This window comes from Vallicoccus soli, assembly GCF_003594885.1.
GTDB lineage: Bacteria > Actinomycetota > Actinomycetes > Motilibacterales > Motilibacteraceae > Vallicoccus > Vallicoccus soli.
Map to the genome: position 1 here is coordinate 573,663 of NZ_QZEZ01000002.1, position 24,125 is coordinate 597,787.

The window sequence follows — 24,125 nt, forward strand, 5'->3', positions numbered from 1 at the left end:
CGTGCGGGCCGCAGGATCCTCCCACCCGCGCCGCGACGACCCGGAGGCGGTCCGTCACCACAGCGCGGGCACCCGCCCCCGCCAGGGCGCCGCCGCCTCGAGCTGCCCGCCCAGGGCGAGCAGGAGGGCCTCCTCGCCGTAGCGGCCGAGCAGCTGCACCCCGACGGGCAGCCCCTGCGCGGTGGTCCCCAGCGGCAGCGAGAGCGCCGGCTGGCCGGTGAGGTTGGCCGTGGAGGTGAAGGGCGTGAACGCCTTCTGCGCCGCGAAGTCCGCGGCCGGGTCGTCGTCGTCCCGCAGCCCGCCCACCGGCGCCGGCAGCTGCGCCAGCGTGGGGGTGAGCACCACGTCGTACGCCGCCGTGGCCTCGAGCGCGCGGCGCGCCGCGGTGCGCCCGGCCCCCTGGGCCTGGGCCAGCCCGAGGCCGCTCACGGCGCGGCCGCGCTCGCGCAGCCACCGGGTCAGCGGGCGCAGCAGGGGCTCGGCGGCCGGCGGGAGCGGGACCTGCAGGGCCGACACCGACCAGAGCACCTCGAAGTGCGGGACGACGTCGGGCCCGAACGGCGCCGGCACCTCCTCGACGTCGTGGCCGAGGTCCTCCAGCAGGGCGCTCGCCGCGTCGTACGCCGCGACCACCTCCGGCGCGACCACCGCGCCGGGCACCGGCGGCACCCGGTGCCGGCCCACCCGCAGCCGCCCCGGGGGCCGGCCCGCCGCGGCGAGGAACGTCGTCCCCGGCGGCAGCGGCGGCGCCGCGAACGGGTCGCCGGGCCAGGCACCGGCCATCGCGTCGAGCAGCGCGGCCGCGTCGGCGACGGTGCGCGCCAGCGGCCCGTGCACCCCGAGGTCGCCGACGGCGCCGGGCAGCGGGCCCCCGCTGACCCGCCCGCGGCTGGGCTTGAGCCCGACGAGCCCGCAGGCGCTCGCCGGGATGCGGATCGAGCCGCCGCCGTCGGACCCGTGCGCCACCGGCGCGAGCCCGGCCGCCACCGCGGCCGCCGCGCCGCCGCTCGACCCGCCCGCGGAGCGCGCGAGGTCCCAGGGCGAGCGGGCGGGCGGGGCCACGTCGGGCTCGGTGTAGCAGGGCAGGCCGAGCTCGGGCGCGCTCGTCTTGCCGGTCATCGTGGCGCCGGCGGCGGCGAGGCGCCGCACGACGTGGTCGTCGACCTCCGGCACCACGTCGACGACGCGCGAGCCCGCGCGCATCCGCACGCCGGCCACGGCGTGCAGGTCCTTCACCGGCACGGGCACCCCGAACAGCGGTGCCCGGGCGGCCAGCTCCGCGAGCTCGCCGCCGGCCCGCGCGGCGGCCAGCCGGGCCCGGGCCGCGCGCGCCTGCTCCAGGGCCCGCTCCGGGGTCCGGGTCGCGAACGCCCCGACGACGGCGTCGAGGCGCTCCGCGCGCGCCTCGTAGTGCTCGACGAGCTCGACGGGGTCGAGCTCGCCCGCGCGCAGCGCGGCAGCCTGCTCCAGGGCGGTGAGGTCGTGCGGCGCGCTGCCCCCGGCGGTCATGGGCGGGACGCTAGCGGCCACCGCCGACGGGACGGCGGGCGCGGCTCACCAGCGCAGCCCCTGGCGCGCCAGCGCGGCCTCGACCTCGATCCGCTGCGCCGCGGGCAGCGGCGGCGCGACCGCCGGCGGCAGGTCGACGGCCTCGAGCGCCCGGGCCGCGGCGAGCAGCACGTCGTCGTACGCCAGCGCGGTCGCCCGCAGCCGCGCCGCCTTGGCCGGCAGGTCGGAGCGCTCGATGCGCTCGAGCTCGCCCAGCAGCCGGTGCAGGTCGCGGGCCAGCCGCTCCAGCGGCGGGTCGCGCGGCGGGACCCGCGGCGCCGCCCGGAGCACCCCCGGCGCCCGGCGCAGGCCGGCCCCCAGCGCGAGCGCCGCCGCGGCCGCGGCGAGCCACGGCCCCGGTCCCTCCGGGAGCTGCACCGCCCCCACCTCCCGCGTCCACCGGGCCGCCCTCGGCCCGGGCCCCTCGGCTGCCCGCCCCCGCGGCGCCTACGCGCTGGCGGGGGCGACGCCGAGGTCCTCGCCGCCGAAGGCCGCGAGGTACGGCCCCCAGCAGGGGTCGCTGCGCCCCGTCCCCAGGATGCGCCACGCCTGCCCCACCGGCTGCCCGGGCGGGTGGCGCAGCCGCCAGCCGAGCTCGGCCACGTGCCGGTCGCCCTTGACGTGGTTGCAGCGGTGGCAGGCCGCGACGACGTTGCCCCACTCGTGCCGCCCGCCGCGGCTGCGCGGGACCACGTGGTCGATCGTCGCCGCCGACCCCCCGCAGTACGCGCAGCGCCCCCCGTCGCGGGCGAACACCGCGCGCCGCGTCAGGGGGACGGGGCCGCGGTAGGGCACCTTGACGAACCGCACGAGCCGCACGACCGCCGGGGCGTCGACGCTCAGCGCCGCCGCGCGCACGACGACGCCGGAGGCCTCCAGGGCTACCGCCTTGCGGGACAGGACGAGGACGAGGGCGCGGCGCTGCGGCACGACGCAGAGCGGCTCGTACGTCGCGTTGAGGACCAGCGCGTGGGCCATCGGGGGCCTCCTCGGGGGCGCCCGGCGTGTGGCTCACGCCGGCGTTGGGCACGAGTGTCGCCCTTCGCACCCCGCTCCCGCCACCGTCAATGCGCGCGGGCGCGGCGGGGTGCGCGCGGGCGCGGCGCCGCGCCGCGGCCCGGCGACCGGTCGGTCCCGCGCCCTAGGCTCGCGCCCGTGACGAGCCAGCCCTCCCCCGCCGCGCCCGAGACCCGTCCCGACTACCCCCCGGCCGACCGGCTGGACCTCGTCGAGGAGCTGCACGGGCACCGGGTGGCCGACCCCTACCGCTGGCTCGAGGACCCCGACGACCCGCGCACCGCCGCCTGGTCGGCGGCCCAGGACGCCCTGTGCGCCGCGCGGCTCGAGGCGCTGCCCGGGCGCGAGCACCTGCGCGGGCGCCTGCGCGCCCTGCTGGGCGCCGGCGTCGAGTCGCCCCCGGTCTGGCGCGGCGAGCGGCGCTTCCTCGTGCGCCGCACGGCGGGGCAGGAGCACGGCGTCCTGCTCACGGTCGACCCCGACGGCACGGAGCGGGTGCTCGTCGACCCGGTCGCGCTGGACCCGTCCGGCCTCACCACGCTCGACGCCTGGCAGCCGAGCAAGGAGGGCGGCCTGCTGGCGTACCAGGTGTCCGAGGGCGGCACGGAGGAGTCGGTGCTGCGGGTGCTCGACGTCGCCACCGGCGAGGTCGTCGACGGCCCGGTCGACCGCGCCCGCTACTCCCCGGTGGCCTGGCTGCCGGGCGGGCGGGCGTACTACTACGTCCGGCGCCTGGCGCCGGAGCAGGTACCCGCGGGCGAGGAGCAGTACCACCGGAGGGTGTGGCTGCACCGGCTGGGCACCGACCCCGCCGAGGACGTCGAGGTCCTCGGGGCCGGCCTGGAGAGGACCAACTACTACGGGGTCTCGGTGAGCCTCGACGGGCGCTGGCTGGCCGTGTCGGCGTCCGCCGGGACCGCGCCGCGCAACGACCTGTGGCTGGCCGACCTGTCGGCGTCCTCGCCGGGGGCGCCGGACCTGCGCCCGGTCCAGCAGGGGGTGGACGCGCAGACCTCGCTGCACGTGGGGCGCGACGGGCGGGCGTACGTCCTGACCGACCGCGACGCCCCGCGCGGCCGCCTCGCGGTGGCCGACCCCGCCGACCCGGCGCACGGGGGGTGGCGCGACCTGGTCCCGGAGGACCCCGAGGCGGTGCTCGAGTCCTACGCGGTCCTCGACGGCGAGGCCCTCGCCGAGCCGCTGCTGCTGGTCTCGTGGACGCGGCACGCCGTGGGCGAGGTGAGCGTGCACGACCTCGCGACGGGGGCGCGCCGGGGCTCGCTCGACCTGCCCGGCCTGGGGTCGGTCGGCGGGCTGCGCGAGCGGCCCGAGGGCGGGCACGAGGCCTGGTTCTCCTACACGGACCACGTGACGCCGCCGACGGTGCACCGCTACGACGCCACGACGGGCGAGGTCTCGGTCTGGGCCCGCCCGCCGGGCTCCGTGCAGGTGCCGCCGGTGCGCACGCGCCAGGTCGTCTACCGCTCGGCGGACGGCACGCGGGTGCGGATGTTCGTGGTGTCCCCGGCGGCCGACGGCGACGGCCCCGACCGCCCGCGCCCGACCGTGCTCTACGGGTACGGCGGGTTCGGCGTGCCGCTGGCCCCGGGCTACTCCGCGAGCACGCTCGCGTGGGTCGAGGCCGGCGGGGTCTACGTGGTGGCGAACCTGCGCGGCGGCTCCGAGGAGGGCGAGGCGTGGCACCGGGCCGGCATGCGCGAGCACAAGCAGGCCGTGTTCGACGACTTCCACGCCGCCGCCGAGCACCTGCTGGCCGAGGGGTGGACGACGCGCGAGCAGCTGTCGGTCAGCGGCGGGTCGAACGGCGGGCTCCTCGTGGGCGCGGCCCTGACGCAGCGGCCCGACCTGTTCGCCGCCGTCGTCTGCAGCGCGCCGCTGCTCGACATGGTCCGCTACGAGCGGTTCGGGCTCGGCGCGACCTGGAACGACGAGTACGGCACCGCCGAGGACCCCGAGGAGCTGGGCTGGCTGCTGTCGTACTCGCCGTACCACCGGGTGCGCGAGGGGGTCGACTACCCGGCGGTGCTCTTCACCGTCTTCGACGGCGACACCCGCGTCGACCCGCTGCACGCGCGCAAGCTCTGCGCCGCCCTGCAGCACGCGACCAGCGGACCGCGCCCGGTGCTGCTGCGCCGCGAGGGCGACGTCGGGCACGGGGCGCGCTCGGTGACCCGCACCGTGGCGCTCAGCGCGGACTCCCTCGCCTTCGCCGCGGCGCGCACCGGCCTGCCCCTGGGCGCCGCTGGCTAGCCTCGACCGCGACCCGACCCCGTCCCCGAGAGGACCCCGTGCCGTCCCCGCTCGCCGCCCCCGCGCCCGCCGCCACCCCGGGCGCCGCCGTCCCGGCCCCGACGCCGACGCCCTCGGGCGCCGCGACGCCGTCGCTGGAGGACCTCGTGGCCCGCCTCACCGGCGACGACCAGGAGGCGACCCCGGGCCTGGCGTGCTGGCAGGACCCGGCGCAGGCGGAGTCCCTGTGCCGGCGGGTCTACGACGTGACCGGCAGCGAGTGGCTCGCGCGCTCCTCGGACTGGGTCGTCGCCAAGCCCGCGACGGTGCTGTTCGTCCTGCTCGTGGCGGTCGTCCTGCGCCGGCTGCTGCACCGGCTCATCACCCGCCTGGCCGCCCGGGTCGGCGAGGGCACGGTGCCCGGTGCGCTGCAGCGCGGCAAGGCGCGCGAGCTGCTCTACGACAGCCCCCTGGTGTCCGAGCGCCGCAAGCAGCGCGCGGAGACGATGGGCTCGGTCCTGCGCAGCGTCACCACCGGCGTCGTCTTCTCCATCGCCGGGCTCATGGTGCTCGCCGAGCTCGGCCTCGACATCGCGCCGCTGCTGGCGAGCGCCGGGATCCTCGGCGTGGCGCTCGGCTTCGGCGCGCAGACGCTCGTCAAGGACTTCCTGTCCGGCATGTTCATGATCCTCGAGGACCAGTACGGCGTCGGCGACGTCGTCGACCTCGGCGAGGCGTCCGGCAGCGTCGAGGCGGTGGGCCTGCGCATCACCCGGCTGCGGTCGGTCGACGGGACGGTCTGGTACGTCCGCAACGGCGAGGTCCTGCGCGTCGGCAACATGAGCCAGGGCTGGGCGCGGGCGGTGCTCGACATGCAGGTCGCGCCCGGCACCGACGTGGCGAAGGTGCGCTCGATCATGCAGGCCGAGGCGCACGCCCTCGCCGAGGACCCCGCCTTCGCCGAGCTGGTGCTCGAGGAGCCGGAGGTGTGGGGCGTGGAGGCGACCACGGCCGACGCCCTCGTCGTGCGCGCCGTGGTCAAGACGGTGCCGCTCAAGCAGTGGGACGTCGCGCGCGAGCTGCGCCAGCGCATCACCGCAGCCTTCGACCGCGAGGGCGTGCCGTTCCCGTTCCAGCGGATGATGTGGACGGGCGCGCAGGGGCCCGGCGCCGAGGGTGCGGGCGCTCAGCCGCGCGACGCGGCGGGCTGACCCCGCAGGCCCGGTCCTGCCCCGGCCCGGTGCGCGTCGAGCCAGGCGAGGACCGCCTCGGGGGGCAGGGGCCGGGCCAGCCCGTAGCCCTGCACGAGCTCGCAGCCCAGGTCGGCGACCGCCCGCCACTGCGCGGGGACCTCCACGCCCTCCGCGACCACCTGCAGCCCCAGCTGGTGCGCCAGCGCCACGGTGGTGCGCACCACGGTGGCGTCGGAGCCGGCCGCGTCCAGGCGTGCGACGAAGGAGCGGTCCACCTTGACCTCGTGCACCGGCAGGCGGTCGAGGTAGGCCAGCGAGCTGTGCCCGGTGCCGAAGTCGTCGACGCTCAGGCGCACGCCGAGGCCGGCGAGCCGGTCGAGCACGGCGAGGCACCGCTCGGGGTCCTCCATGGCGCCGCTCTCGGTGATCTCGACGGTGAGCCGCGCGGGCGGCGTGGCGGTGCCGGCGAGCGCCGCGGCGACGGCGGCGACGAGCCCCTCGTCCGCCACGTCCGCCGCCGTGACGTTCACCGAGACGTCCAGCTCGTGCCCGGCCCGCGCCCAGTCGGCGCGCGCCGCGAGCGCCGCGGCGAGGACGCGGTCGGTGAGGCGGCGCAGCAGCCCGGTGCGCTCCGCCACCGCGACCACCTCCGGCGGCGGGACGGCCCCGTAGCGCGGGTGCTCCCAGCGCAGCAGCGCCTCCGCACCGGTGACCGCGCCGTCCGCGGCGCGCGCCTGCGGCTGGAACCACACCTCGATGCCGTCCTCCAGGGCGCGCGGCAGGTCGCGCGCGAGCACCATGCGCCGCCGCGTCGCCTCCCCGTCCTCGGGCCGGTACGCCTCCACGGCGCTGCGCCGCTCCTTGGCCCGGCACAGCGCCACGTCCGCCGCGGAGAGCAGCGCCTCCGCGGTCGCGGGGCCCCCGGCGGGCCCCGGGCCGCGGCCGGCGCCGAGGCCGGCCACGCCGGCGCTCGCCTGCACCGTGACCGCCAGGCCCTGCACGTCAGCCGCGCGCCCGACCCCGTGCGCGAGCGCCGCGGCGACGTCCACGGCGGCGTCGACCGCGACCCCGGGCAGCAGGACCGCGAACTCGTCGCCCCCGAGGCGGGCCACCGCCCCGGGCGCCGCGGTCCGCAGGCGGTCGGCGACGCTGCGCAGCAGGGCGTCGCCCGCGCTGTGCCCGAGGGTGTCGTTCACGTCGCGGAAGTCGTCGAGCCCGAGCAGTACGAGGGCGCCCGCGTCGCCGGCGCGCAGCAGGGCGTCCAGCTGCGCGGTGAGCCAGCGCCGGTTGGGCAGCCCGGTGAGGGCGTCGTGCAGGGCCTCGTGCTCGCGCTGCGCGGCGACCGCGCGCAGCCGGTCGACGAGGCGCGCGCGGTCCAGGGCCACGGCGGCGTGCGCGCCGAGGGTCTCCAGGAGCCGCAGGTCCTGCTGGCTGAAGGTCTCCTCCTCGAAGAGGCGCTCGGCGACGACGAGCGCGCCGCGCACCCCCTCGGCCCGCAGCGGCACCGCGATGCCGTCGCGGGGGGCCGCCGCCGGCCCGTCGCCGGTGCCGCGCGGGCGGCCCGCGTGGCGCAGCAGGACGGGCTCGCCGTCCAGGGCGGGGCGCCACCACGCGTCGTCGGGCGCCGGCGACCCGTCCCAGTCCCGGGTGCTCACACCGCCGTCGCGCACGGCCGCGGTCCGCGCGCCCGGCCCGCCGGCCCCCGGGAGCAGCACGAGCTCGGCCCGGTCCGCCCGGAGCAGCTCCCGCGCGTCCTCCGCCAGGGCGGCCGCCGTGGCGCCGCCCTCGCCCGGGCGCTGCGCGGCGCCGACGAAGCGGTAGAGCAGCTGCAGCCGCCCGTACCCGCTGCCGAGCCGGACGTACGCCCGGTACCCGGCCACGAGCAGCAGGAGCACGGCGCCGAGCAGCGGCAGCGCGCCCGGGCTCTCCAGCACGAGCACCACCACGAGCAGCGCCAGGCAGGTGTTGATCATCGCCGCCACGAGGCCCCCGCGCAGCGCCTCGCGGAGCAGCTGGCCGTCGTAGCGGCCCTCCGACGCGCTGATGGCGGCGGTCACGGCGGCCGCGGCCAGCAGGTCGGTCACGAGGACCGCGGCCAGCGCCGCCGTCCAGCCCCGCGGGTCCGACGCCTCGGCCCCGCCCAGCAGGAGGGGGTACAGCGCGCTGCCGACGGACGCCTCGAGGGCGAACATCGTGGCGTTGAAGGCGAGCTTGGTCCCGCGCTGGCGCGCCCAGAGCAGCAGCGCCAGCGTGCTGCCGAGGACGTGGGCCAGGACGTAGTCGTGGTGGGCGAGGAAGACCAGCCCGAGGACGGCCGGCACCTCGCGGAGCGTGTGGGCGTGCGAGCTGCGCTCGGTCGGCACGTGGACGACGAGGACCTCGGCCGCGGCGAAGAGCGGCAGCAGCGCCCACCACCACAGCGCGGAGGCGTTCCCGGCCCCGGGGGTGAGCAGCAGCACGCCGCCGGCCAGCGCGGCCTGCAGCGCCACGAGCGCGTGCACCGGCTCGACGCGCAGGCGGCGGCACCGCTCGACGATCTTCCCCACGGCCCACCATCGGCGCCCCGCCGCCCCGCTTGAGCACGACGGCGGGGACGCGCCCCCCGGACGCGTCCCCGCCGCCACGACCCCGCCCACCACGGACGGCAGGGGGTCGGTCAGAAGCCGCGCCAGCTGCGCGCCAGCCAGGTGCTGCCCCGCCAGCTGCGGGCGAGGAAGTCGGTGCCGCGCCAGCTGCGGGCGGCCCAGGCGTCGGCCGACCAGCTGCGCGTCGACCAGTCGAGGCCGGACCACGAGGTGCCGGTCCAGGCCGCGGGGGCCCACCCGCCCGTGGCCCAGCCGGTGCCCGTCCAGGTGCGCCCGTTCCACGCGCCGCCGGACCACGCCGTGCCGGCGGTCGAGGCCGCCACCCAGCGCGCGGAGCTGAAGGGGGCGCCGAGGGCGTCCACCTCCCCGAAGAGGGCGCGGCCGTTCGCCGGGTCGACGACGTGGTCGCCGCCGCGGCTCGCCTCGAGGGTGCCGAGGCCGGTGGAGGCCGGCCAGGCCTGCCGCGCGGTGGGGGCCGGAGCAGCGAGGGCGCCCTTGAGGTCGATGACGCCGGCGCCCATCGCCGGGTGCCCCACCGCCAGCGGGTCGGCCGTGCCGCGCAGGAGCGCCTTGACCTGGTCGGGGGTCAGCGACGGGCGGGCCTGCAGCAGCAGGGCGACCGAGCCGGAGACCACGGCCGCCGCCTGCGACGTGCCGCTGCCGCGGAAGAAGCGGCCGGCGGCGTCGCCCGGCAGGCGCCCCTCCGGGTGGTGGCGGTCGGCGTCCGAGCCCGGCACGCGCAGCGAGACCACGGACTTGCCGGGGGCGAGCACGTCGGGGCGGCGGGCGGTGCTGCCGCCGTTGGTGAAGGACCCGACCTGGTCGTCCCGGGGGTCCGGCGTGCCGCGGTGGTCGACGGCCCCGACGGCGATGACGTACGGGTCCTCGGCGGGCATCGCCAGGCGCGGGCTGGCCAGCCCGTCGTTGCCGGCGCTGGCCACGACCACGATGCCCTTGCGCCAGGCGTTCTCGACGGCGCGGGCAAGCGGGTCCACCGCGGCGGGCTGCTGCGAGAGGGTGCCGTACGAGAGGTTGATGACCCGCGTGCCGGTCTCGGCCCGGTGGGCGACGACCCAGTCGACCGCGGCGATGACCTGGCTGACGTCGGCGCCGCCGTCGCTCGCGCCGACCTTCACGCTGAGGATGCGCGCGTCCGGCGCCACGCCCACGAAGTGCCGCGGGTCGCGCTCGGTGCCGGCGCGGACCGCGCTGTCGCGCCCGGCGACGATCGCCGCCATGTGCGTGCCGTGGCCGTAGCCGTCGACGTAGCGCGTCCCGGCCTGCTGGCTGTCGTAGCTGAGGTCGGGGCCGTTGAGCACCTTGCCGGGGGCGTCGAGGCCCGGCACCGCGGCCACGCCGGTGTCGATCACCGCGACGGTGACGCCCTTGCCGGTCACGGTGCGCCCCGCGGCGTCCCGGGTGGCCCACACGGCCTGCGCCCCGTAGGCCCGGGTGATCGTGGACAGCGAGCCGAGGTCGCGCTCGGCGCGCCACACCCCGTCGAGGGCGGCGGCCTTGCCGCCCTCGCCCGTGGTGTCGTCGCCCCACCGGTCCTTCAGCGGCTGGACCGCTGCCGGCCGCGGCTCCGGCCCGGCTGCGGCGGCCGGCCCGGCGACGCCCAGGGCGGCCCCGGTGGCGAGCCCGGCGGCCAGCGCGCGCCGGGCGGTCCCCCGCCAGGACGTGCTGGCGAGGTGGGGGGCGCGCTGCGGCGCCCGGGAGGTGGCTTCCGTGCTCATGACGTCGAGTGTCGAGACAGTCACGCTCCGCATCAAGGGCTGGGCCCCGGGTCCACCCGCGCGGCCCGGGCCGATGGTCCCGGGCGCAGGGCCGTACGGGTCGTGCGGGCTCCCCGGGTGCAGCACGGCCCGTCCCGGGGGAGGCTCGACGCCATGACGGACCCCAGTCCTGCGCCCGCCCGCCCGGGGCGGCTGTGCCTCGTCACCGGCGCGACCGGCTACATCGGCGGGCGCCTCGTCCCCGAGCTCCTGTCCGCCGGCTACCGGGTGCGGGTGATGACCCGGGCGCGCGCGAAGGTGCGCGACCAGCCGTGGGCCGGCGAGGTGGAGGTCGTCGAGGCCGACGCCACCGACCCCGAGGGGGTCCGCCGGGCGCTGGAGGGCGTCGACGTCGCGTACTACCTCATCCACGCCCTCGGCACCGGCCCGTCGTTCGAGATCACCGACCGCACCACGGCGCGCACCTTCGCCCGCGCCGCCCGCGCGGCGGGCACCGGGCGCATCGTCTACCTCGGCGGGCTGCTCCCCGAGGACGAGGAGCTGAGCCAGCACCTGCGCTCGCGGGCCGAGGTCGGCGAGATCCTCCTGGACTCCACGCGCCCGACCGCCGTCCTGCGCGCCGCGGTCATCATCGGCTCGGGCTCGGCGTCCTTCGAGATGCTGCGCTACCTCACCGAGCGGCTGCCGGCCATGGTCACCCCGAAGTGGGTCAAGAGCAGGATCCAGCCGATCGCCATCCGCGACGTGCTGCGCTACCTCGTGGGCGCCGCGGAGCTGCCGCCCGAGGTGAGCCGCACCTTCGACATCGGCGGTCCGGACGTGCTGTCGTACGAGGAGATGATGCAGCGGTACGCGCGCATCGCCGGGCTGCGCAAGCGGCTCATCGTCCCGGTGCCGGTGCTGACCCCCCGGCTGTCGAGCCACTGGGTCGAGGTCATCACGCCGGTGCCGAACGCCATCGCCCGCCCGCTCGTGGAGTCGCTGCGCAACACGGTCGTGTGCTCCGAGCACGACATCGCGCAGTACGTCCCCGACCCGCCCGGCGGGCTCGTCGGCTTCGACCGCGCGGTGGAGCTCGCCCTCACGCGCATCCGCGAGCTGCAGGTGCCGACGCGCTGGTCGTCGGCGACCACGTACGGCGCCCCCAGCGACCCGCTGCCCAGCGACCCGGACTGGGCCGGGGGCAGCCTCTACACCGACGACCGCTCGCGCGTCGTCGACGCCTCGCCGGAGTCGCTCTGGCGGGTCCTGGAGGGCATCGGCGGCGAGCGCGGCTGGTACTCCTTCCCGCTCGCCTGGCGGGTGCGGGGGCTGCTCGACCGGCTGCAGGGCGGGCCCGGGCTGCGCCGGGGCCGGCGCGACCCCGACGACCTCTACGTCGGCGACGCCCTGGACTGGTGGCGGGTGGAGGAGGTCGACGAGCCGCGCCTCATCCGGCTCCGCGCGGAGATGCGGGTGCCGGGACTGGCGTGGCTCGAGCTGCTCGTCGAGCGGGACGAGCAGGGGCGCACCGTCTTCCGCCAGCGCGCCCTGTTCCACCCGCACGGGCTGGCCGGGCACGCGTACTGGGCCTCGGTCTGGCCGTTCCACGGCATCGTGTTCGGGGAGATGCAGCGCAACGTCGCGGTGGCCGCCGAGCAGCTGGAGCGCTCGGGCACCGACCCGCGCACGGCGTCGGGCCGGGAGGTCCGCAGCGCGACGTCCTGACCCGTCGCTCAAGGTGCGGCGCTGCCCTGTCGATCATGGACCGCGCTGCGCCCGACCCGCGGGCGCGCCGACCCGGGGGGCGCGGTGCTGCACGTGCACGACGAGGGAGGGCCCGCGCGGCCGCGGCTGCGGCTCGGCGACGTCGACCGGGCGGCCCTGGACCGCCTGACCCGGGCGGCCGCCGCCGCCTGCGGGGCGCCCGTCGCGCTGCTGTCCCTCCTCGACGGGCCGGAGCAGCACGTGCTGTCCCAGCGCAGCGACCACGCGCCGCTGCCGGAGCGGTTCCCCGCGGTCGCCGACCTGTGCGGACGGGTCGCCGCGCAGGCGCGCCCCGTCGCGGTCGAGGACGTACGGCGCCTGGGTGGCGCGACCGACCCCGCACGGCTCGAGGCGCACGGCGTCCGGGCGTACCTCGGCGAGCCCCTGCTGGCCCCGGGCGGCGGGGTGCTGGGCGTGCTCTGCGTCGTGGACCGCCTCCCGCACGGCTGGACCGAGGACGACGCGCAGGTCCTGCGCGACCTCGCCGCCAGCGCGGTGAGCGAGGTGTCGCTGCGCGCCTCGCTGCGGGAGGCCCGCCGCAGCCGCGAGACCACGCGCTCCGTGCTCGCCACCGCGATGGACGCCGTCGTGGTCATGGACGCCCGGGGACGGGTGACCGAGTGGAACCGCGCGGCCGAGGTGAGCTTCGGCTGGGCCCGCGAGGAGGCGCTCGGGGTGCCGCTGTCGTCGCTCGTGGTGCCGCCGGAGATGCGGGCGGGGCACGACGCGGGCGTCGCCCGCAACGCGCAGCAGGAGCCCTCGGGCCGCTTCGGCCGGCGCCTCGAGCTCGAGGCCGTGCGGCGCGACGGCAGCCGGCTCCCGGTGGAGCTGACGATGACGCGCAGCGACGTCGACGGCGAGCCCCGCTTCACCGGCTACCTGCGGGACATCTCCGAGCGCCGGGCGCTCGAGGACCGGCTCGCGCACCTCGCGTACCACGACCCGCTGACCGGGCTGCTCAACCGGGCCGCGCTCGAGCGCGACCTCGCCGACGTCCTCGCGGCGGCGCAGGAGCGGGGCGAGCAGGTCGCGCTGCTCTACCTCGACGTCGACGACTTCAAGGACATCAACGACGCGCACGGGCACGGCGCCGGGGACCGGCTGCTCGCGCACGTGGCGGACGTCCTGCGCGCCGAGGCGCCCGCCGGCTCGCTGATCGCCCGCCACGGCGGCGACGAGTTCATGGTGGTGCTGCACGGGCCCGGGGTGGGCCCCGAGCACGCCGTCGCGGTGACGGCGGCGCTGCGCGCCGGGCTCGCGGCCCCGCTCGTCGGGACCGGCGAGCAGGTGCGGGACGGGGTCGGCGCCTCGCTCGGCGTGAGCCTCTACCCGTCCGACGCCCAGGACGCCGTCGAGCTGCTCGCGCACGCCGACGCCGCGATGTACCGGGCCAAGCGCGCCGGGCGCGGCGGCGCGGCCGTCTACGACGCCCGGACGGACGACCCGACCGCCCGCCTGAGCCTGCTCGCCCGCCTGCGCCGCGCCCTGGCCGACGGCGCGCTCGAGCTGCACTACCAGCCGATCGTCGACCTGCGCACCGGCGCCGTCGTGGGCGTGGAGTCGCTCGCGCGGTGGGAGGACCCGCTGCACGGGCGGGTCGGGCCCGACGTGTTCGTGCCCCTCGCCGAGTCCGGCGGCCTCGTCGTGGCGCTCGGCGAGCTCGTCGTCGACCGGGCCGTCGCCCAGCTCGCCGCCTGGCGCGGGCAGGGCCTCGACGTCGGCGTGGTCACGGTGAACGTCAGCGCGCGGCACCTGCGCCACGGCCCGCTCCTGGAGACCCTGGACGCGGCGGTGGCGCGGCACAGCGTCCCGTACGACCGGGTGGCCGTGGAGCTCACCGAGTCGGCGGTCATGGAGGACCCCGAGCGCACCGTCCCGGTGCTGCAGGGGCTGCGCGAGCGCGGCGTCCCCGTCTCGGTGGACGACTTCGGCACGGGCTACTCGTCGCTGGGGCGCCTGCTGCACCTGCCCGTGGACGGGCTCAAGCTCGACCGCTCGTTCGTCGACCCGCTCCCCGACCCGCGCGCCGGCGCGGTCGTCGAGGCCGTCGCCCGGCTGGCCGAGGGCCTCGGGCTGTACGGCGTCGCGGAGGGCATCGAGACCGCGGAGCAGCAGCGCCTGCTCGTGCGCGCCGGGTGGCGGTACGGCCAGGGCTACCACCTGGCCCGGCCGCTGCCGCCGGAGCGGCTCGCGGCCTGGGCGCGGCCCCGGCAGCCGGCGCCCAGCCCCGCGTCGTGAGCGGGGGCGCCGGCGCTCCTGGAGCGCCGGCGCCCTGCGGCCCGCGCACCGGTCAGGACCGGGCGCGCACGACCCCGGACGTCGTCGCCGCGAGGCCCGGGAACACCGTGCTGAGCGAGCCCGCCCCGCAGCGCTTCTGCAGCACCTCGCCGAGGATCGCCCGGTAGTCCGTGGTGCCGCGCAGGTCGCCGCCGACGAGCGCGCCGGCCGCCAGCGTCGGCCAGGTGCCGTGCACCCGGCCGCCGACGACCCCGCCCCCGAGCATGAGCACGGCGTTGCCGTGCCCGTGGTCCACGCCGCCGGACGCGTTCTCCTTCACCCGGCGGCCGAACTCGGACAGGGTGACGAGGGTGACGCCGGACATCGCCGGGCCGAGGTCGGTGGCGAACGCGGCGAGGGCCCTGGACAGCTCCGTGAGCTTGTCGCGCATCCAGCCGGAGTCCGCGCGGCCGAGGCCCGCGTGCATGTCCCAGTCGCCGTAGTCCACCGCCGCCGCCTGCAGGCCGACGCCGGCCTTGACCAGGCGCGCGACCTCCTTGAGCGCCGAGCCGAGCCCGCCCGAGGGGTAGGCCGCGCCGTTGGCGGGCGCGTAGCCCTGCGCGGCGAGCGCGCCGGTGGTCGCGGTGGCGGCCAGGGTCGTGGCGGCGGGCGCGGCGAGCACGGGCGGGGCGCCGTCGTGCATGGCCTTGAGCGCCGTCTCCCAGCGGGCGCGGTTCTTGGCGTCCACCCCGCTGAGGCTGAAGCTGTCGACGCTGCGCATCGCCATCTCGGCGACGGGGCCGGCGAAGGCGGAGGGCGAGCCGCCGCTGCCGACGTACGTGCCCTGGAAAGCGCTTGTCGCGGCGCTGAGGCCGAGGGTGCGGTCGAGCCAGCCGGTGCGCGCCGAGGAGCCGGGCGCGGCCCGCTCCATCTCCTCCATGGCGGAGAAGTGCGAGCGCGTGGGCGAGGCCTGGCCGACGGCGTGAACGGCCCCGAAGGTGCCGGCTTGCCAGAACGGCAGCAGCGGCGCCATGGCGGGGTGCAGGCCGAACATCGCGTCCGGCGCCAGCAGCGCCGCCTTCGGTACGCCGATGCCGGGCCGGTTGGCGTAGTAGGCGGGGTCGCCGTGCGGGACCACGCACGACAGGCCGTCGAACCCGCCGCGCAGCGACAGGACGACGAGGACGTCGCCGGTGTACGCCGTCGCGCCGAAGGCCAGGCGCGTCGAGAGCGTCGTGCTCTCCAGCGCGGCGAGGCCGGCCACGGCGGCCGCGCCGCGCAGCAGCGTGCGCCGGCTCATGCCGGTCGGGGCGGGCGTCTCGTGGGGGCAGGTGCAGGGAGCGCTCATCGGGGTCACCGGACCTGGAAGTAGGGGCTGTCGAGGATGAGGGCGGCGAGCTCGCCGAGGTTCCACTGCACGGCGCCGTCGGTGGGCTTCACCGCCGTGCTCGCGGTCTTGCCGAGGAAGGCGAGCAGGGCCGCGCGCTGCGGCGCCGCGACCGTCCGCTGGACCAGGCGCAGGCACATCGCGTCGACCAGCTCGCCGTACGTCGCCGGGAGCGTGGCGGGCAGCAGCTGGCGCGGCGTGGGCCGGGTCAGCTCCTTCGACCACCAGGCGTCGACGTGCGCGCGGTGCATGTTCCAGCGCCCGAGCGTCATCGCCGGGGACTGCCACGCGGCGGCGACGTCCGGGTAGCCGTTCGGCGCCGGCCACGCGAGCGGCCGCTGGCCCAGGCCCTCGGCCTGCCAGCCGAACGCGTCCATGCCCTTCGTGCCGGTGGCCTCCGGCCGCACCTGCAGGACCCGCAGGGTCGAGACGAGGTCCTCGTACGGCCGCTTGGTCTTGGCCCCGACGGACGCGGCGAACTCGGGGCTCGTGAAGAGGGCGCGCAGCACCGGCACGATCGCCGTGCCCTCGGCGAGGTAGAGCGCCGCGAGGCGGTCCACCAGCGCGGCCGGGGGCTCGTCGGCCACGAAGCGCACGCAGAGCTTGTGCGCGAGGTGCCGGGCGGTCGACGGGTGCGCCGCGAGGTGCCGCAGGTACGCCACCGCCACGTCGTGCCCGCCGACCTCGGTGGCGTTGGCGTGGCTGAACCCGAGGATCGACACGGGGCCGACCCAGTGGTTCCACGGCTTGTACTGGTACTCCCCCGAGTCCGAGTTGACCGACAGGCCGGTGAGGATGAGGGCGCTCGTGCGGACGTCGGCCTCGGTGTAGCCCGCGCCGATGCCGACCGTGTGCAGCTCGAGCAGCTCGCGCCCGAGGTTCTCGTTGGGCGCGCGGTCGGTGGACGAGGCGCCGTCGAGGTAGCGCAGCATCGCCGGGTGCGTGGTGGCCGCCACGAGCATGTCGGAGAAGGTGCCGAGCGCGTGGCGCCGCAGCACGGTCTCGTCGTAGTGGGCCCGGTTGTCCCAGACCTCGCTCGAGGGGCAGGTCGCGTTGAGGTGGTTGCCCCAGAAGTCGACCATGACCTCGAGCAGCTGGCGCTCGCTCCACACGGCGCGCGCGACGGCCGCGGTGGTGAGGCGGCCCATCATCGTCCAGCTGCCGAAGCTGGACAGGCGGTCGCGGACCTCCCAGATCTCCCAGCGCAGGCCCTCCAGCCGGCCGACGACCTCGTCGCACACCGGGTCGGGGATGCTGCCGGGGGCGAGCTGCTGCTCGAGCCAGGCGCCCGCGCCGAGGGCGCGCGCCGCCGCCACCGACGCCGGCGTCGGGCCGTACGTCGCGCGGCGCAGCAGGTGCAGCAGCGGGTCGGCGACCGTCCAGGCGGCGCCGGGGGCGGGGGACGTGGTGGCGACCTGGGCGGGCGCGGCGGGTGCGGGGGCGCCCGTCGCCGGGGCCGTCGCGGCGGGTGCGGTGCGCAGGCGCGGGACCCAGCGCCGGCGGGTCGTGCTGGTGGCAGGGCTCACCCCCTGTGCTTCGGCGCGCCCGCCCCCCGGGTGCGTACGCCGGACGGGCGATGATGGGGGCATGAGCGAGCCGACGCACGGGGTGAGCCCCGACCCCGCCCGCCCGGGCCCCGCCTTCTACGCGGCCGTCGGCGGGCACGAGACCTTCGCGCGGATCGTCGAGCGCTTCTACGAGGGCGTGTGGGAGGACCCCGTGCTGCGCCCGCTCTACCCCGAGCAGGACGACCCGGGCCCGGCGCGCGAGCGGCTCACCCTGTTCCTCGAGCAGTACTGGGGCGGGCCGCGGACGTACTCCGAGCAGCGGGGCCACCCGCGGCTGCGGATGCGGCACGGGCCGTTCCGCATCGGCACCGCCGAGCGCGACGCGTGGCTGCGCCGCATGCGGGTCGCGGTCGACGAGGCGCGGCTGGCCCCCGACGCCGAGCGCGCCCTGTGGGACTACCTCGTCATGGCCGCGGACAGCCTCGTCAACGTGCAGGTGGACGCCGACCACCCGGCGACGGTGCCCACCCCGCAGGACCTCGGTCTCACCCCGCGCGGGCCGGGCGGGCAGACTAGCGGCCCGTGACCGAAGCCCTCCCCGCCCCGTCGTCGTCCCCCGCCGCGGCCCCCGTGCCGTGGTGGCGCGACGCGGTGATCTACCAGGTGTACGTCCGCAGCTTCGCCGACGCCGACGGCGACGGCGTGGGCGACCTGCCCGGCATCCGCTCGCGGCTGCCGTACCTGCGCGACCTCGGGGTCGACGCGGTGTGGATCACCCCGTTCTACCCGTCCCCCATGGCCGACGGCGGCTACGACGTCGCCGACTACCGCGACATCGAGCCGCAGTTCGGGACGCTCGCCGACGCCGACGCGCTCGTCGCGGACGCGCACGCCCTGGGCCTGCGCGTCGTCGTCGACCTCGTCCCCAACCACACCTCCGACGAGCACGCGTGGTTCCGCGCCGCGCTCGCCGCCGGTCCCGGCTCGCCCGAGCGGGCGCGGTACGTGTTCCGCCCCGGCCGCGGCCCCGCCGGCGAGGAGCCCCCGAACGACTGGATGTCGGTGTTCGGCGGCCCGGCCTGGGAGCGCCTGCCCGACGGGGACTGGTACCTGCACCTGTTCGACGTCAAGCAGCCCGACCTCGACTGGGCGAACCCGGAGGTCCGCGAGGAGTTCCTGGCGATCCTGCGGTTCTGGCTCGACCGCGGCGTCGACGGCTTCCGCATCGACGTCGCGCACGGGCTCACCAAGGACCCCGAGATGCCGGACGTCGGCGAGGAGCAGCAGCTCCTCGGGCACACCGACCGCACCGACCACCCGTTCTGGGACCGCGACGAGATCCACGAGGTCTACCGCTCGTGGCGCGAGGTCCTCGACGCGTACGACGGCGAGCGCATGGCCGTCGGCGAGGCGTGGGTCGCGACCCCGCAGCGGCTGGCCCGCTACGTCCGGTCCGACGAGCTGCACCAGTGCTTCAACTTCGACTTCGTCAAGGCGCCGTGGGACGCCGCCGCGCTGCGCCGCGTCGTCGACACCTGCATCGAGACCCTCGACGAGGTCGGCGCCCCGTCGACGTGGGTGCTGTCGAACCACGACATCGTCCGGCACGTCACGCGCTACGGCGGCGGCGCGCAGGGCCTGCGCCGGGCCCGGGCCGCCGCGCTGCTCATGCTCGCGCTGCCCGGCGGGGCGTACGTCTACCAGGGCGAGGAGCTCGGCCTGCCCGAGGTCACCGACCTGCCCGAGGAGGTCCTGCAGGACCCGGTGTGGGAGCGCAGCGGGCGCACCGAGCGCGGCCGCGACGGCTGCCGGGTGCCGGTGCCGTGGACCCGCGACGGCGCCTCGTACGGCTTCGGCCCCGGCGGCTCGTGGCTCCCCCAGCCGGCCGCGTGGTCGGGCCTGTCGGTCGAGGCGCAGCAGGGCGACCCGTCCTCGGTGCTCGCGCTCTACCGCTCGGCGCTGCGCCTGCGCCGCGAGGAGGTGTCGCTCGGCGACGGCACCCTGCGCTGGCTCGACTCCCCCGAGGGCACGCTCGTCTTCGCCCGCGACCCGGGAATCGTCTGCGCGGTGAACCTGTCCTCGCGCCCGCTCGCCCTGCCCGCGTACGGCGCGCCGCTGCTCGCCAGCGAGGAGCTCGCGGACCCCGCGGTGCTGCCGCCGGACACCGCCGCCTGGTACCGGCTGGGCTGAGCGCCCCCGCGCCCCCGCGCCCCCGCGACGTCGCTCAGGGTGCGCACCGTGCGCAGGTTGCGCACGGTGCGCCTTCGGGACCCGCCCCTGCGTCACCCATGAGGGGCACCCCCAGGCACCCGCGACGCATGAGGGGCACCCTCAGCAGAGTCGAGTCTGCTGAGGGTGCCCCTCATGGCGACGGAGGGCCTGAGGGTGCCCCTCATGGCGACGGCGGCGCCTGGGGGTGCCCCTCATGGGGTCGGCTCAGGCCTCGAGGTACCGCTCGAGGTACGCCCGCTCGTAGTCCAGCAGGCGCCGGGGGCGGGCGCTGCGGAAGTCGTACGCGACGAGGGTCGACGTGGCGGTCGCGTAGACCGTGGAGCCCTCGTCGTCGTGGACGCTGTAGCCCAGCTCGAACGACGCGCCGCCGATCGTGCGCACCCACACGTCGATGGGCACCGGTGCGGTGCGGTGCACGAGGGGCGCCTTGTACGTGATCTCGTGCCGCGCGACGAGGACGCCGCCCTCCAGGAGGGCGGCGTCCTCGCTCGTGCCGGTCGCCGCGCGCGCCTGCTGCTCGCGGTGCAGCGCGACGAACATCTCCACGCGCGCCTCCTCGAGGTACGTGAGGAAGCGGACGTTGTTCACGTGCCCGTAGGCGTCCATGTCCGACCAGCGCATGGGGCAGGCGAACGTGTAGCGCGTCATGGCCGGACAGGGTGCCAGAGGCCCGCTCAGGCGCGGACGGGGTCCCCCGCGCGCACCCCTGCGGCCGGGGCCGCCTCGAGCACGACGTCCTCCAACGCGCGCACGGAGTCGTACGCACTGCGGTCGAGCACGCCCTCGCGGGCCGCGACGACGACGGGGACCAGCGCCTGGCCGGCCACGTTGGTCATGGTGCGGACCATGTCGAGGATCGGGTCGATCGCGAGGAGCAGGCCGACGCCGGCGAGCGGCAGGCCCAGCGTGGACAGCGTGAGCGTCAGCATGACGACGGCGCCGGTGAGGCCGGCGGTCGCGGCCGAGCCGACCACGGAGACGAACGCGATGAGCAGGTAGTCGCCGAGGCCGAGGCTGACGCCGAACAGCTGCGCGACGGTGATCGCCGCGAGCGCCGGGTAGATGGCCGCGCAGCCGTCCATCTTGGTGGTCGCGCCCAGCGGCACGGCGAAGGAGGCGTACTCCTTGGGCACGCCGAGGCGCTCGGTGACGCGCTGGGTGACGGGCATGGTGCCCACCGAGCTGCGCGAGACGAAGGCGAGCTGCAGGGCGGGCCACGCGCCGGCGAAGAACTTGACCGGGTTCAGGCCGGCGGCGAAGCGCAGCACCAGCGGGTAGACCACGAGCAGCACGACGAGGCATCCGACGTAGACGTCGACGGCGAAGGTCGCGAGCGGGCCGAGCAGGTCCCAGCCGTACTCGGCGACCGAGCGCCCGATGAGGCCGAGCGTGCCCAGCGGCGACAGGCGGATGACCCACCAGAGCACCTTCTGCACCACGGCGAGGACGGCGTCGACGAGGTCGGTGAACGGCTTGGTGCGCTCGGGGCCGACCGCGAGGACCGCGACGCCGGTGGCGATGGCGAGCGCGAGCACCGACAGGACGCTGCCGTCGGGGCCGAAGGCGCCGACGAGGTTCTGCGGCAGCAGCTGGCCGATGAAGTCGGTCCAGGAGCCGGTGGTCTCCGGCGCGGTGGCGCCCTCGGTGGAGAGCGTGACGCTGCGGCCGGGGTCGGTGACCAGGCCGATGACGATGCCGAGGGTGACCGACACGGCGGCGGTGACGGCGAACCACAGCAGGGTGCGCCCGGCGAGGCGCGCGGCGTTCGCGACGCCGCGGAGGTTGACGATGCTCGCGACGACCGCGGTGAACACCAGCGGCGGGACGAGCAGGCGCAGCAGGCCGACGAAGGCCGAGCCGACCTCGTCGAGGGTGGTCGCCAGCCAGGCGACGTCGTAGGCGCGGGCGATGAGCCCGAGGACGAGGCCCAGCACGAGGCCGAGCAGCACCTGGGCCCAGAAGGGCGTGCGGCGCACGGGGGCGAGGACGGTGGACACGGGTCTCCTGGTGGAGCGGGGCTGACGGGCTGACGGTCGAGGAGGAGCGGTCAGCCGCGACAGGCGCAGGTCACGCGACGGCCGTAGTCGACCGTGCGCCGCGAGGTCAGCCTGAAGATGCCCATGCCGGTGGTGGCAACGAGCGGCCCCGGGGGTCTCTTCCCCCGTGGCCGCCCCGTGCCGTGTGACCTGCCCGACGTCAGTCGCGCGTCAGCTTGCGGTACGTCACCCGGTGCGGGCGGGCCGCGTCGGGCCCGAGCCGCTCGAGCTTGTTCTTCTCGTACGACTCGAAGTTGCCCTCGAACCAGAACCAGTCGGAGTCGCCCTCGTACGCCAGGATGTGCGTCGCGACGCGGTCGAGGAACCAGCGGTCGTGGCTGACGACCACGGCGCAGCCCGGGAAGTCGAGCAGCGCGTTCTCCAGCGACGACAGGGTCTCGACGTCGAGGTCGTTGGTCGGCTCGTCGAGCAGCAGGACGTTGCCGCCGTGCTTGAGGGTGAGCGCGAGGTTGAGCCGGTTGCGCTCGCCGCCGGAGAGCACGCCCGCCGGCTTCTGCTGGTCCGGGCCCTTGAAGCCGAACGCGCTCACGTACGCCCGGCTCGGCACCTCGACGTTGCCGACCTGGATGTAGTCCAGGCCGTCGGAGACGACCTCCCACAGCGACTTCTTGGGGTCGATGCCGCCGCGGTTCTGGTCGACGTACGAGATGTCGACGGTCTCGCCGACCTTGAGCTCGCCGGCGTCCGGGGACTCCTGGTCGACGAGCATCTTGAACAGCGTCGTCTTGCCGGCGCCGTTGGGGCCGATGACGCCGACGATGCCGTTGCGCGGCAGCGAGAAGGTGAGGTCGTCGATGAGCAGCCGGTCGCCGAAGCCCTTGGTCAGGCCCTTGGCCTCGATGACCACGTTGCCCAGGCGCGGGCCCGGCGGGATCTGGATCTCCTCGAAGTCCAGCTTGCGCATCTTCTCGGCCTCGGCCGCCATCTCCTCGTAGCGGGCGAGGCGCGCCTTGCTCTTGGTCTGGCGGGCCTTGGCGTTCGAGCGCACCCACTCGAGCTCCTCGGCGAGGCGCTTCTTGCGCTTGGCGTCCTTCTGCCCCTCGACCTTGAGGCGGGACTGCTTGGTCTCGAGGTACGTCGAGTAGTTGCCCTCGTAGGGGTAGGCGCGGCCCCGGTCGAGCTCGAGGATCCACTGGGCCACGTTGTCGAGGAAGTACCGGTCGTGGGTGACGGCGACGACGGTGCCCTCGTAGCGCTCGAGGAACTGCTCGAGCCACGTCACGCTCTCGGCGTCGAGGTGGTTGGTCGGCTCGTCGAGCAGGAGCAGGTCGGGGCGGCTCAGCAGGAGCTTGCACAGCGCGACCCGGCGCCGCTCGCCGCCGGAGAGCACGCTGACGTCGGCGTCGCCGGGCGGGCAGCGCAGCGCGTCCATGGCCTGCTCGAGCTGGGAGTCGAGGTCCCAGGCGCCCGCGTGGTCGAGCTGCTCCTGCAGCTCGCCCATCTCGGCGAGGAGCGTGTCGTAGTCCGCGTCGGGGCTCGCCATCTCCTCGGAGATCGCGTTGAACCGGTCGAGCTTGGCCTTGACCTCCCCGACGCCCTCCTGGACGTTGCCGAGCACGTCCTTGGTCTCGTCGAGCTCGGGCTCCTGCATGAGGATGCCGACCGAGTAGCCCGGGGACAGCATGGCGTCGCCGTTGGACGGCTGGTCCAGCCCGGCCATGATGCGCAGGACCGTCGACTTGCCGGCGCCGTTGGGGCCGAGCACGCCGATCTTGGCCCCCGGGTAGAACGACAGCGTGACGTCGTCGAGGATGACCTTGTCGCCGTGGGCCTTGCGCGCCTTGCGCATCGTGTAGATGAACTCCGCCATGCGTTCGAGCCTAGTCGGTGCGGGCCCGTCCCCCGGACCGCCGGGCGGCGGTCCGGGGGCGCTCGCCGCGCCCGGGCCTCAGGCGTCGACCAGCTCGCCGGTCCGCAGGTCGACGACCACCGGCCCCCCGTCGACCTCCCCCGCGGCCACCTCCCCCGCGGCGCCCTCCTCCTGCCCGGCCGGGTCCGCCGCCCGGGCCTCGGCGGGCGCGCCGCGCCGGGTGCGCCGGAAGTGCGAGGTCCCGCGCCGCAGGTCCGGCGCCACCGCGTCGGCCGCGATCTCGTACGTCGTCCCGTCCGAGCCGTCGGCGCGCTGCCAGCCCCGCCGGCGGAGCCCGCCGACGACGAGGACCGGGTCGCCCTTGCTCAGCGATTCGCGCACGTTCGCCGCGAGGGCGCCGAAGCAGACGACGTCGTAGTACTGCACGTCGCCGTCGGGCACCCACTGCTCGCTCGCGGCGTCGCGCCGCTCGGGGTTGACGGCCAGGCCGAAGGCCACGCGCGGCGGCTCCTCGGACAGCACCCGCGGCTCGCGGGTCAGGTTGCCGGCCAGGGTCAGCCGGGGCTTGCTCAGGGTCATGGGTCGCGCCTCTCGTCGGGCTCGGGGGCGGTGCGCCGCGGCGGGCGCCGCGGTCCTGCGACCCTGCGCCGGCGCGGCCCCCGCCCGCCGGGCCCGGCCCGCCGGCTGTGGACGACGGCGCCCCGCGCGCGCTGTGGACGACGCGCCGGAGCCCCGCCGTACGATCCCCCTCGGGCGCCCGTAGCTCAGCGGACAGAGCAGCGGACTTCTAATCCGTCGGTCGCAGGTTCGATCCCTGCCGGGCGCGCCCCGCCCCCGCG

The 24,125-nt window shown here is 77.0% G+C and carries 17 protein-coding genes and 1 tRNA gene; 7 read left to right on the top strand and 11 right to left on the bottom strand.

What is annotated here, in order from left to right; translation table 11 throughout:
- Positions 1-54: 54 nt before the first annotated feature.
- From D5H78_RS07905 to D5H78_RS07915, 3 genes are all read right to left on the bottom strand, one after another.
- Entirely contained in the window at positions 55-1,509 is a 1,455-nt protein-coding gene (locus D5H78_RS07905; protein ID WP_119949839.1) for an amidase, read from the bottom strand.
- Between the two features lie 45 nt (positions 1,510-1,554).
- Positions 1,555-1,926 (bottom strand): hypothetical protein, encoded by a 372-nt coding sequence (locus D5H78_RS07910; protein WP_133412022.1) that lies wholly within the window; start codon positions 1,924-1,926, stop codon positions 1,555-1,557.
- 69 nt (positions 1,927-1,995) lie between these two features.
- On the bottom strand, positions 1,996-2,526 hold the full coding sequence (locus D5H78_RS07915; protein WP_119949841.1) for an HNH endonuclease: 531 nt from the start codon (positions 2,524-2,526) through the stop codon (positions 1,996-1,998).
- A 177-nt stretch (positions 2,527-2,703) separates the two neighbouring features.
- Between D5H78_RS07915 and D5H78_RS07920 the strand changes: the two genes are divergently transcribed.
- Positions 2,704-4,836, top strand: coding sequence for a prolyl oligopeptidase family serine peptidase (locus tag D5H78_RS07920; protein ID WP_119949842.1), 2,133 nt, complete (start codon positions 2,704-2,706; stop codon positions 4,834-4,836).
- Between the two features lie 38 nt (positions 4,837-4,874).
- Complete coding sequence (locus D5H78_RS07925; protein ID WP_119949843.1) at positions 4,875-6,026, top strand: mechanosensitive ion channel family protein; 1,152 nt, start codon at positions 4,875-4,877, stop codon at positions 6,024-6,026.
- Here the strand turns inward: D5H78_RS07925 and D5H78_RS07930 are convergent.
- On the bottom strand, positions 6,002-8,554 hold the full coding sequence (locus tag D5H78_RS07930) for a putative bifunctional diguanylate cyclase/phosphodiesterase (RefSeq protein ID WP_119949844.1): 2,553 nt from the start codon (positions 8,552-8,554) through the stop codon (positions 6,002-6,004). The two genes, D5H78_RS07925 and D5H78_RS07930, sit on opposite strands and share 25 nt — an antisense overlap.
- Before the next feature lie 110 nt (positions 8,555-8,664).
- Positions 8,665-10,329: a S8 family serine peptidase gene (locus D5H78_RS07935; RefSeq protein WP_177891163.1), complete on the bottom strand. Its 1,665-nt coding sequence runs from the start codon at positions 10,327-10,329 to the stop codon at positions 8,665-8,667.
- Between the two features lie 153 nt (positions 10,330-10,482).
- On the opposite strand from D5H78_RS07935, the gene D5H78_RS07940 reads away from it, so the two are divergent.
- Complete coding sequence (locus D5H78_RS07940; RefSeq protein WP_119949964.1) at positions 10,483-12,036, top strand: SDR family oxidoreductase; 1,554 nt, start codon at positions 10,483-10,485, stop codon at positions 12,034-12,036.
- Between the two features lie 93 nt (positions 12,037-12,129).
- Positions 12,130-14,313, top strand: coding sequence for a putative bifunctional diguanylate cyclase/phosphodiesterase (locus D5H78_RS07945; protein WP_133412023.1), 2,184 nt, complete (start codon positions 12,130-12,132; stop codon positions 14,311-14,313).
- 52 nt (positions 14,314-14,365) lie between these two features.
- Here D5H78_RS07945 and D5H78_RS07950 read toward each other — a convergent pair whose 3' ends face one another.
- Positions 14,366-15,640 (bottom strand): DUF1501 domain-containing protein, encoded by a 1,275-nt coding sequence (locus D5H78_RS07950; RefSeq protein WP_119949965.1) that lies wholly within the window; start codon positions 15,638-15,640, stop codon positions 14,366-14,368.
- A gap of 5 nt (positions 15,641-15,645) precedes the next feature.
- Positions 15,646-17,205 (bottom strand): DUF1800 domain-containing protein, encoded by a 1,560-nt coding sequence (locus D5H78_RS07955; protein ID WP_218566353.1) that lies wholly within the window; start codon positions 17,203-17,205, stop codon positions 15,646-15,648.
- Positions 17,206-17,266: 61 nt separating this feature from the next.
- On the opposite strand from D5H78_RS07955, the gene D5H78_RS07960 reads away from it, so the two are divergent.
- Both D5H78_RS07960 and D5H78_RS07965 read left to right on the top strand, forming a co-directional pair.
- Positions 17,267-17,773, top strand: a complete 507-nt coding sequence (locus D5H78_RS07960) for a globin (RefSeq protein ID WP_119949847.1) — start codon at positions 17,267-17,269, stop codon at positions 17,771-17,773.
- Complete coding sequence (locus D5H78_RS07965; protein WP_177891165.1) at positions 17,770-19,377, top strand: glycoside hydrolase family 13 protein; 1,608 nt, start codon at positions 17,770-17,772, stop codon at positions 19,375-19,377. Before D5H78_RS07960 ends, D5H78_RS07965 begins: the two co-directional genes overlap by 4 nt.
- Before the next feature lie 246 nt (positions 19,378-19,623).
- Here the strand turns inward: D5H78_RS07965 and D5H78_RS07970 are convergent, their stop codons facing one another.
- From D5H78_RS07970 to D5H78_RS07985, 4 genes are all read right to left on the bottom strand, one after another.
- Positions 19,624-20,067 carry an acyl-CoA thioesterase gene (locus tag D5H78_RS07970; RefSeq protein WP_119949848.1) on the bottom strand — a complete coding sequence of 148 codons (444 nt, stop codon included), beginning with the start codon at positions 20,065-20,067 and terminating at the stop codon, positions 19,624-19,626.
- Positions 20,068-20,093: 26 nt separating this feature from the next.
- Entirely contained in the window at positions 20,094-21,395 is a 1,302-nt protein-coding gene (locus D5H78_RS07975; protein WP_119949967.1) for a dicarboxylate/amino acid:cation symporter, read from the bottom strand.
- A gap of 220 nt (positions 21,396-21,615) precedes the next feature.
- Positions 21,616-23,286: an energy-dependent translational throttle protein EttA gene (gene ettA, locus D5H78_RS07980; protein ID WP_119949849.1), complete on the bottom strand. Its 1,671-nt coding sequence runs from the start codon at positions 23,284-23,286 to the stop codon at positions 21,616-21,618.
- A gap of 78 nt (positions 23,287-23,364) precedes the next feature.
- Positions 23,365-23,865 carry a single-stranded DNA-binding protein gene (locus D5H78_RS07985; RefSeq protein WP_119949850.1) on the bottom strand — a complete coding sequence of 167 codons (501 nt, stop codon included), beginning with the start codon at positions 23,863-23,865 and terminating at the stop codon, positions 23,365-23,367.
- 174 nt (positions 23,866-24,039) lie between these two features.
- Between D5H78_RS07985 and D5H78_RS07990 the strand changes: the two genes are divergently transcribed.
- Positions 24,040-24,112 (top strand) — tRNA-Arg (locus D5H78_RS07990).
- Positions 24,113-24,125 lie beyond the last annotated feature (13 nt).